Source organism: Streptomyces sp. NPDC048171 (genome assembly GCF_043202655.1).
Lineage (GTDB): Bacteria > Actinomycetota > Actinomycetes > Streptomycetales > Streptomycetaceae > Streptomyces.
In genome coordinates, this window is the sequence record NZ_JBIDAU010000019.1 from 90,877 (window position 1) to 100,376 (window position 9,500).

10 protein-coding genes and 2 pseudogenes are annotated in these 9,500 nt (G+C 68.5%); 6 read left to right on the forward strand and 6 right to left on the reverse strand.

Annotation, left to right across the window (positions count from 1 at the left end):
* Positions 1–87 precede the first annotated feature (87 nt).
* Positions 88–744 (forward strand): RraA family protein, encoded by a 657-nt coding sequence (locus ACGF3J_RS36845; protein WP_393855874.1) that lies wholly within the window; start codon positions 88–90, stop codon positions 742–744.
* Positions 745–810: 66 nt separating this feature from the next.
* On the opposite strand, the pseudogene ACGF3J_RS36850 reads toward ACGF3J_RS36845, so the two are convergent.
* A pseudogene (locus tag ACGF3J_RS36850) lies at positions 811–1,979 on the reverse strand (RNA-guided endonuclease InsQ/TnpB family protein).
* Positions 1,980–1,990: 11 nt separating this feature from the next.
* Between ACGF3J_RS36850 and tnpA the strand changes: the two are divergent.
* The 3 genes and pseudogenes from tnpA (at position 1,991) to ACGF3J_RS36865 (ending at position 4,378) form a co-directional block, all read left to right on the forward strand.
* Positions 1,991–2,420: pseudogene (tnpA, locus tag ACGF3J_RS36855) on the forward strand (IS200/IS605 family transposase).
* Positions 2,421–2,874: 454 nt separating this feature from the next.
* On the forward strand, positions 2,875–3,792 hold the full coding sequence (locus tag ACGF3J_RS36860) for an NADP-dependent oxidoreductase (protein WP_393855875.1): 918 nt from the start codon (positions 2,875–2,877) through the stop codon (positions 3,790–3,792).
* 112 nt (positions 3,793–3,904) lie between these two features.
* Complete coding sequence (locus ACGF3J_RS36865; protein WP_393855876.1) at positions 3,905–4,378, forward strand: VOC family protein; 474 nt, start codon at positions 3,905–3,907, stop codon at positions 4,376–4,378.
* A 42-nt stretch (positions 4,379–4,420) separates the two neighbouring features.
* Here ACGF3J_RS36865 and ACGF3J_RS36870 read toward each other — a convergent pair whose 3' ends face one another.
* The 5 genes from ACGF3J_RS36870 to trxB all read right to left on the reverse strand — a co-directional run bounded on the left by ACGF3J_RS36870 (position 4,421) and on the right by trxB (position 8,460).
* A complete protein-coding gene (locus ACGF3J_RS36870) occupies positions 4,421–4,693 on the reverse strand; it encodes a DUF6510 family protein (protein WP_393855877.1) in 273 nt (90 codons plus the stop codon).
* Between the two features lie 108 nt (positions 4,694–4,801).
* On the reverse strand, positions 4,802–5,545 hold the full coding sequence (locus ACGF3J_RS36875; RefSeq protein WP_393855878.1) for a ferredoxin reductase: 744 nt from the start codon (positions 5,543–5,545) through the stop codon (positions 4,802–4,804).
* Positions 5,515–6,114 carry a sulfite oxidase-like oxidoreductase gene (locus ACGF3J_RS36880; protein ID WP_393855879.1) on the reverse strand — a complete coding sequence of 200 codons (600 nt, stop codon included), beginning with the start codon at positions 6,112–6,114 and terminating at the stop codon, positions 5,515–5,517. The genes ACGF3J_RS36875 and ACGF3J_RS36880 overlap by 31 nt, the downstream gene beginning before the upstream one ends.
* 102 nt (positions 6,115–6,216) lie before the next feature.
* On the reverse strand, positions 6,217–7,425 hold the full coding sequence (locus ACGF3J_RS36885; RefSeq protein WP_393855880.1) for a cation:proton antiporter: 1,209 nt from the start codon (positions 7,423–7,425) through the stop codon (positions 6,217–6,219).
* A 60-nt stretch (positions 7,426–7,485) separates the two neighbouring features.
* On the reverse strand, positions 7,486–8,460 hold the full coding sequence (trxB, locus tag ACGF3J_RS36890) for a thioredoxin-disulfide reductase (RefSeq protein ID WP_393855881.1): 975 nt from the start codon (positions 8,458–8,460) through the stop codon (positions 7,486–7,488).
* Positions 8,461–8,863: 403 nt separating this feature from the next.
* Here trxB and ACGF3J_RS36895 point away from each other — a divergent pair, with 403 nt between their 5' ends.
* Positions 8,864–9,427, forward strand: a complete 564-nt coding sequence (locus ACGF3J_RS36895) for a hypothetical protein (protein ID WP_393855882.1) — start codon at positions 8,864–8,866, stop codon at positions 9,425–9,427.
* Positions 9,428–9,429: 2 nt separating this feature from the next.
* Positions 9,430–9,500: alpha-L-fucosidase (locus ACGF3J_RS36900; RefSeq protein ID WP_393855884.1), on the forward strand; the 71-nt coding region annotated here is incomplete at its 3' end.

A 9,500-nucleotide genomic window follows, 5' to 3' on the forward strand; every position in this document is an offset into this window, starting at 1 on the left:
CAGTGGCGTTGCGAGGCGGGTGCGCGATCCAGCTCCGGCCTGCCGCCCGGCTTCGGCTTCGTCGCGTCGTGAACTGCGGGAGGCGTGGTGAGTGACCTTTCATCTCTCGGGGACGAACTCAGTGCCCTGGGCTGCGCCGCGCTCGTGGACGCGATGGGGCGTCTGCACGGTCACCGTGCGCACATTCTGCCGCTGACGAGTCCGGATCCGGGCAGGCCCCTCTTCGGGCGGGTCGCCACGATCGCGTTCATGCCCTGGCGGGACGACCTGGAGGAGTCGTCGAAGACCTTCGCGGACTTCTTCTTCGGGGCTCTGGGCGGCTCCCCTCGGGAGAAGGTGCTCGTGCTGTCGAGCGGTGGTCACCCGGAGGCGTCCCACGGTGGAGGTACCAAGCTCCTGAGGGCTGCACGGCACGGGCTGGCGGGCATCATGGCCGACGGCCGGCTGCGGGACTTCGGGCAGTTGCGCGGCTACCCCTTCGCCACCTGGTGCCGGGGGGAGGCGGCACGGTGGGGCGGCGACACGGTGATGCCCTACGCGGTGGACGTGGCTGTCGAGTTCGCAGGCGTGTGCGTCACTCCCGGTGATTACGCCTTCGCAGACCCGTCCGGCGCCGTGATCATCCCTGCGGACAGCCTGAGTCGAGTCCTCGACACCGCGCGACAGATCGAGGCCGAGGAGGCCCGCGCCGCGGAGGCCATCGGAGCGGAGAAGTACCCACCGGTCAACTTGACCCGGCCCTGAAAGGACCGGGCTTGGAGGTAGTGCCCAGCTGGCTGCTGAGGTGGACCCCTCCGTCCAGACACCCCGTTATGGGGTGGCAGGGACGCGTGACTCACGCCCCGCGTTCCACACACTCTCGCCACGGGTGGCGATGTTGTGGGAAGCGTTCCGGTCGGCGTGGGCAACGACCCCGCACCCCCGGCAGATGAAAAGCCCCTGGTCGACACGGTTGCGTTTGTCGACGTGTCCGCACTCGGCACACGTCTGTGACGTGTACGCGGGATCGACGAAGACCAGCGGCACACCGGCCCGCTCGGCCTTGTAGACGATGAAGCCTCCGAGCTGGGCGAACGCCCAGGAGTGGAGCACGACCCGTTGGGGCTTGCGGAGCCGTACCCGGTTGCGGATGCCCTTGAGTTCTTCCAGGGCCAGGCCGCGCCCGGTGCGTTCAGCCTCGGTCACGATCGTCTTGGAGATGATGTGATTCTGGTTGGCGGCGTGCCGGGCTTCCTTGCGGGCGCGGGCCCTGAGTCGTCGTTTGGCGCTCTTGGTGCGCTTCTTCTGGAGCTTGGCCCGCAGGGCGAGCTGTAGCTTGCGGTACCGGTTGAGGCCGCGCCCGGCGGCGAGGTAGCCGGTGGAGGCGGTGGCGATGTTGGCGATGCCGAGGTCCACGCCGATGAAGCCGTCCGGCTCGTACCTCTCGGCCGCCGGAACGTCACAGGTGGCGACGAGATAGAACACGCCGGCGCGCGCGATCAGGTCGGATTCGCCCTGCCGGTGCGCCTTCAGCAGCTTGAGCGCGTCGGCGGAGCACACGAACGGGACGTTCCTGACCCGGCCGTCCACGGTCCAGATGGACACGGTCTGCTGGTCGTACTGCCAGCTCAGGCATCGGTCGTCATAGGGCTGGGCGGCGTCGGGGCGAAAGGCGACCGGCTTGGACTCGGCCTTGCGGCGACGCCCGGAGCCTTCCCTGCCGAGGTTTCCGGCTCGGATGTTGGCCTTGAGCGTGGTGTAGGCGTCGCGCACCTTCTTGATGACGTGTTGCGCGGCCTGCGCCCCCAGCCCTCGTGCTTTGAGTTCGGCGTAGGTGTGCGCAGCTCGTACTCGCGCGGCAGACCGCGCTCGAACGCTACCGTCGACACCCAGTTCGCGGCGTCATTGACCGTGGTCAGGGTGCGCTCGAGCGCGGATGCCTGCGCGGCATCCTCCGGCACGAGCTTGACCTGCGTCACGAGCTTCACAGACGCGACCATCGCATTGGTCTATGTCACCACGGTGGGAGCCTACTCCCGACATTCGCAGGGGTCGTAGCGTCGTCTACACCCTCCACGCACACTTGGTCTTCACCCCCAAATACCGGCGCGGGCCCTGCACCGACGAGATCCTCCGGCGGTGTGAAGAGGTCATGCGCGTCGTGTGCACCGACTTCGGCACCGAGCTGCGGGAGTTCAACGGCGAACGCGATCACGTCCACCTGCTCGTGCACTACCCGCCCAAGGTCGCCATCTCCCGACTCGTCGACTCCCTCAAAGGGAGTCTTCGCCCGCCGCCTGCGGCAGGAATTCCCCGACCACATCCGCACGTACCTGTGGGGCGAACACTTCTGGTCGCCGTCCTACTTCGCCGCCTCCGCCGGCGGCGCACCCCTCACCGTCATCAAGGAGTCCATCGAGAATCAGAAACGTCCCAGCTGAGGTCAGTAATGCAGACCCGTGCTCCCGCGCGGGTCAGAGCAGTGTTAAGAAGCACTTCCTCCTGGGCGTGAACGCCCGGGGTTCCGCGCTAGATCATGCTGAAGCGATTTTCACGCGCTTCTCCTTTCGCGCCGAGAACGTAGCATTAACCCCAATTTCTGGCATATGGCTGCTTTTTGATCCATTGCCCCGCACCTGCTCCTTGCCTGCTGGATACCGGGAGACGGCAGTGCCCCCCCCGGGGGGCGGGGCCACGGGCGGTTGTGCCGTTGGAGTGAGGAGCCGTCCCCGGTGCCGGGGTCACGTTCGTGAGGCAGACTGTCGCGGGCGCTGTCTGGTCCCCCACGAGCACGCTGGGTAGCGGCGGCTTCGTGCGCGGGCTCCTCCGTTCGCCCCCGGGGCCTCTCGCCGTCATGCTGGAAGCAGGAGTCTTGCGCGGTCGGAGGGAGCCGCAATGAGAGCCGTACGGGTTCACGCTCGCGGGGCAGGCGTGGGCGGCCTGGTCGCCGAGGAGAGCCCCTATCCCTACGCCGGCGAGGGCGACGTGATCGTCAGGGTGCGCGCGGCCTGTTTCACCCCCGACGAGCTGGACTGGCCGGCTTCGTGGGTCGACCGGGGCGGCAGGGACCGTACCCCGGTCATTCCGGGTCACGAGGTGGCGGGGGAAGTGGCCCGGCTCGCTGTCGGCACCACGGGGCTGTCGGTGGGGCAGCGGGTCCTGGGGCTGACCGACTGGAACCGGGACGGCACACTCGCCGACTACGTGGCAGTGGAGGCGCGCAATCTGGCGCCGCTGCCGTCGGGGATCGGCCATGCGCACGCGGCCGCCCTGGTGATGCCGGGCCTGACCGCCTGGCAAGGCCTGTTCGTCCACGGCAAGGTCGAGGCGGGGCAGAACGTGCTGGTGCACGGTGCGAGAGGGGGGGTGGGAATGGCAGCCACCCAGCTCGCCCGTGACGCCGGGGCCCGGGTGATCGGGTCGGGGCGCGGGAGAAGCAGGGACGAGGTGCTGGAGCTGGGCGCGGAGGAGTTCGTCGACGTCGAACAGCCCGCATGGGAGGAAGCGGTGGGCCGCGTCGACATGGTCTTCGACGCCATCGGCGGAGAGGTGCTCGATCGCTCGGCCGCCGTCCTCAGACCTGGCGGCACCCTGGTGACAATCGCCCGCCCGCCGACCGTGCGGCCCGAGGACGGACGGGCGATGTACTTCATCGTCGAACCCAACCGTGATCATCTCGTGCGGGTCGTCCGCGCATACCGGCAGGGCACGTTGCGTCCCCTGGTGGGGAGCGTCCGTCCGCTCGATCAGGCACCGGAAGCGTTCCGCGCGAAGAAGGGGACGGCCGGGAAGACCGTCATCGACGTCGCATGAGCGGTGCACGGCCCGGTCGCGTTCCTGCCGCCCCCGCACGGTCGAAAGGTCAATGATCCACAAGCAGCGAGGGGGGACGACATCCGCAACAAGCCGGAAGAAGGACCCCATCATGGATGTGAAGCTGGAACTCATCGTGCTGCCCGTGTCCGACGTCGACCGGGCCAAGGCGTTCTACGAGTCCTTGGGTTTCCGCCTGGACCTCGACAAGGCCGTCAGTGAGCAATGGCGGGCGGTGCACTTCACCCCTCCGGGGTCGGAGTGTTCGATCATCTTCGGCACGGGCCTGACCTCCACCGCACCGGGCTCGGCCCAGGGCCTGTACCTCGTCGTGTCCGACATCGAGAAGGCCCGCGCGGAACTCGTCGGCCGCGGCATCGAGGTGAGCGAGGTCTTCCACAACGCCGGAGGGATCTTCTACCACGGTCACAAGGGCGGCGACATCGTGCACGACGGCGAGGGCCAGGAACGGCTGAGCGGCCTCCACCCCGACCGGGCCTCCTACGGCTCGTTCGCCACGTTCAGCGACCCTGACGGCAACGGCTGGGTGATCCAAGAGGTGATGCAGCGACTGCCGGGCCGCTGACGATGCGGCGGTCCCACGGTGCGAGTCCGGCCGGCCGCTGCGTCACGCGGGTGCGGGCAGCCTCAGGTAGTCCATGCCGGCAGCGTCGAGCCACATGTCGTGGGGAGAGCGGACCAGACGCAGCAGTACGCCCTCGCAGCCGGGGCAGCGCAACACCGTTCCCGGCCCGCCGAGATACGCGTGCGTCTCGGCCAGCATCGTCTGCTTCCCACAGCCGTGGCACCGTCCCGAAGCCATGGTCATGTCGGTTCCGAACAGCAGCTCAAGGTCCCCGGCGGCGGCGTTGCCGTCAAGGAAACCAGGTGTCGGTGTCATCGGGATCCCGTTTCCTTTCCTCTCACGTGGTCCGGCTCCTCCGCGCCGGCGGCGGGCCGTGCGGCGCCGCGGAAACGCTGCATGGACCGCGCCGTGTCACCTGCCGAGTCATCCGAAACGCTCGGTCCGTACGCGGCCCGGGTGGTGACCGAGGGCGACCAACAGGCCGGCCGCCGTCTCGACGAAACCGGTGGAGCCGCAGACGTAGCAGGTGGGTTCGAACTCCGGCGGCCACCCGCCGCCCGACAGGTCGGAGGCAGTGCATCGGCCGGGTGGCCGCGGCCATTCCGCCGGCGTGGACTGGCTGTAGACGTAGGTCTTGTCGAGCCCCGGATCGCCCAACCTCAACTCGGACGTGAACAACTGCGTTTCGGGGCTGCGGATGCAGTACACCAAGCGGAAGGGCGTACGGCTGCCCACCGCGCGGCGCATACGGATCATCGCCATCAACGGCACGAGACCCGACCCCCCTGCCACGAGGAAGACCGGCTCCTTCTGCTCCGGCCGCCACACGAACCAGCCGCCGACCGGTCCGCGGAGTTCCACCAGGTCACCCACAGCGAGTTCATCCGTGAGATACGGCGACACTTCGCCGTCGTCGACCCGTTGAACCGTCAGCTCGACCCTCTCGCCGTCGGGCGCGGAGGCCACGGAGTAACTGCGCTGAGTGCTGTATCCGTCCTCCGCCGTGAGCCGCACGTCGACGTGCTGTCCCGCCAGGTGCCCCGGCCAGCCCGGTACGTCGAAAACGAGTGTGCGTCCGGTGCTGGACTCGTCTCGCCGCCCGGTCAGGCGGGCCGCCCTCCAGCGCAGCCGTTCGCCTAGTCTCCTTGATACCGCTGCTCGCGCCATGGGTCCCCATAATTGTGGTAGCCGACGCTCTCCCAGAAACCCCGCTCCTCCTCATGCATCAGCAGAATTCCGCGCACCCACTTGGCGGACTTCCAGAAGTACAGGTGCGGAACCAGCAGCCTCGCCGGCCCGCCGTGCTCCGGGGGCAGTTCCTCGCCGTCGTGGCGATACGCGATCCAGGCCTTGCCATCGAGGAGGTCTTCCAGCGGAATGTTGGTCGTGTAGTCGCCGTAGGAGTGAACGAGCGCGTACTCGGCGCTGGATTCCACGTCCTCCAGCAGGACGTCCAGCGGGACTCCCTGCCACTCCGTGTCGAACTTCGACCACTTGGTGACACAGTGCAGGTCGACGGTCGGTGTTTCGGAGGGCAGCGCCAGGAGTTGTTCCCAGTTCCAGCTGTGCCCGACCCCGGTCTCCGTACGAATGGTGAATTCCCATTCATCGGGTAGCACCGTCGGCGTGGGCCCTGCGGACAGAACGGGAAATCCGGTGGTCTCGTACTGCCCCGGAGGCAGTTTGTGCTGTGTATCTCGCGCTCGGCCGTGGAACCCCCGTGAAACGATGGACATGTCGAGCCCCTATTCTCCAGAGCGGGCACCTCCCATTTTTCAGGAGATGACGCGGCTCAGCATCTCGGCGGGGCGGCCGCCGGGGCCCGGCTCGTCGTCCGGTCATGCCTGCTTGCTGTCCGACCCCGCACTGGCCGATCCGCGCGGGCGGTTGAGCAAGGGCAGGGCAATCAACGGGAAGACGACGACGGACAGCAGACCCGCCGCCACCAGCGCGGCCGCGTTCTCCGGCCGTATCGCGTCGAGTTTCAACCCGATGGTCGTCGCGGCCACGATCAACGGGAGTGACGTGGCCTGCAGGAGTCCCGCGGCCACCAGCTCCGCACGCGAAAGTCCCGCCCTGCGGTAGGCCAGGACCGGCAGCCCGCGCACGAGAAGGAGCGCGGCGAGGAACATGGGCACCCGCAGCACGGTGCCGGCATCGGCGAACAGCGTCCCGAGATCGAACTCGATGCCGCTGGTCACGAAGAAGACCGGGACCAGGAATCCGTAGCCGAGTCCCTCCAGCTTCACGTGGAACCGCGGATGCGTCTGCTCGGCGTCCGGGTCGACCATGCGCAGGACGGCCCCGGCGATGAACGCGCCCAGAATGGCCTCGAAGCCGAGGTGCATGGCGAGCGCCGACAGGCCGACGATCAGCAGCATGGTCAGCCGGATCCGGATCTGGGCACTCGTGTCGGCCAGCTTCAAAACGGTCCGGGACAACCACAGGGAACGCCCCGCCCGCATGGACGTCACGACGACGAGCCCCGTCAGACAGACGAGGCCGAGCAGGAGGAGCAGCCGGACTGCCGGACCGGAGGCATGCTCGGAGAAGAACAGCGACAGCAGGGCCACGGCGGTGAACTCACCCGCGGAGGCTCCACCGATGATCAGTTGGCCGACCGGGCGGTCGACGGCGTCGGCATCCTTCAGGATCGGCACCAGCAGGCCCAAGGACGTCGCCACCAGCGCGATGCCGACGAGCAGAGGGCTCTCGGCCAGCCCTCCGAGGTCGAGCACCCAGCCGACGAGCACTGCGAGCGCCACCGTGCCCGCCAGACCGGCGGCCACGAACCGCGCCAGCGGTCCCTGCCATCGTCTGACGTCGATCTCGAGCCCTGCGAGGAACAGCAGGAAGCTCAGTCCGATGACCGACAGCGCTTCGACGGTCGCGTCCGGCTGAACCAGATCCAGCACCGCCGGTCCCAGGACGACACCGGCCACGATCTCGAGGACGGGGCCCGGAAGGCGGGCCCGCGGCAGCAGGGCGAGAAGGAAGGGAACGCCCGCGGCCACCGCCAGAACAATGAACAGATTGTCGTACGCCATGGCGACTCCAGTGGCCCCGCGCCGGGCCGAACGGTGCCGTGGACCACTCTGCCGTCCGGATCAGTGCACCAGTTCGGCCACGACGGTGGCCTCCAAGCGGGCTTCCTCGCCGGTGAAGCAGTCCTCCAGGGCCGCCAGGTACCGCTCGGCGTCCAGGGCCGCCGCACAGCCGGTACCGGCGGCGGTGACGGCCTGCCGGTACTCGTGGTCGACGACATCTCCGCAGGCGAACACGCCGTCCAGATTCGTACGGCTGGAGTGGCCCTCGACTGCGAGGTACCCCGCGTGGTCCAGGGAGACTTGGCCCTTGACCAGGTCCACCCGCGGATCCAGTCCGATGGCGACGAACACACCGCTCGCCGGCAGGTCGGACTCCTCCCCGCTGTTCACGTCACGCACCCGCAGTCCCGCGACCCTTTCCTCCCCCAGGACGTCGACCACCTCCCTGTTCCACAGGAAGAGGATCTTCTCGTTGCGGTCGGCCCGCTCCTGCATGATCTTCGAGGCGCGCAGGGTATCGCGGCGGTGCACCACGGTGACCGAGCGGGCGAACCGGGTCAGGAACGTGGCCTCCTCCATGGCGGAGTCGCCGCCGCCCACGACGACGACGTCCTGATCGCGGAAGAAGAAGCCGTCACAGGTGGCGCACCAGCTCACACCTCGCCCCGCCAGCCGCTTCTCGTTCGCAAGGCCCAATTCGCGGTAGTGCGAACCCATGGCGAGGATCGCCGCCCTGGAGCGGTGGGTGCCGCCGGCACTGTCGACGACCTCCTTGACCCCGTCCTCGAGACGGGCCTCCACGATGTCGTCGGCGATCAGCTCGGCACCGAACTGGTCCGCCTGAGTCCTCATCCTGGCCATGAGGTCCGGTCCGAGCAACGCGTCAGGAAACCCGGGATAGTTCTCCACGTCGGTGGTCTTCATCAGCGCGCCGCCCGCAGCGACCGACCCCTCGAACACCATCGGCCGCAGCAGGGCACGGGCAGCGTAGATCGCGGCGGTGTATCCGGCCGGGCCGGAGCCAATGATGATCACATCCTTGACTGTGTCCCTCACATTGATCACCCGCTTGAGCTCAGGGAAAGCACGACAGGCGCGATCAGCCGTCCTCCATGCCGACGATCGCCGGTCCCGTCGAGAAGTTCGGTGGCACCCTCTCCCACGTCGAAGCGTGGGATGCGGCCCCTCACGAACGCGCTCCCGGCCTCAGACCACTCCACCATGCACACGCGATGAGCCGCACCGCATCCCCTCGGGAAGGTGCCTGCCTCAGAAGCTGTTGTCCTTCGGGAGTTGGGACTGCGTTTGCGCTGGTCGGGCTTGGGGTCGGCGGTCCCGTGGGAGTAGTGGCCCATCGTGCTGTCGCTGCCCTGGAGGTCGTGGATGCCGTCGGGTGGCTGGGCTGTGGGGACAGCGTGAGCCGGGTGCTCGCCGTCGCGTGGACGAGCTGCGGGAGGAGGCCGACCGCATCCAGGCCGAGCCGGCCGTGGCCGAGCGGGACGGGCAGGAGTGGGCCATCGCCCGCTCGCGGGTCGGCGAGGGGCTGGCCCCGGCGGACGAACCCGTGCAGGGCCACGCCCGGGCCACGCAGGCCGCCGAGGAGCGGACCGCAAAGAGCGCGCAGGTGCCGGATGCGGCGAAGGCGAAGTCGCAGGTGCCGGTGTGGCGCCAGGGGCTGGACAGGTCGGTGCTGTCGGTGGACTGCCGGCGCGTCCTGGAGGTTCTCGCGGACCGGTGCCGGCTTGGGCAGGGGCCGCTGACCTACCAGGAGACGGCGGCCTTGTCCGGCATGGATGTGCTGCCGGCGGGGGTGGAGGCGCCGAGGTCGAAGGCGAAACACCGAATTCTCATGGTGCGCTGCCCAGCCCCAGCAAGACGCCCTCGGCCCGATCTGCCTCAAGGTCTTCGAGGAGATGGCCGTCGAGCCCGGCCGGGACCGATCCGCGGCGACAATCACGGGGTCGGCCCTACGGCGAGATTTTGCGAGGACGGTCCATCATGACCATGCAATCCTGGTTCACCGAAGCCAAGCTCGGCATATTCGTGCACTACGGCATCTACTCGGTCGAGGGCGT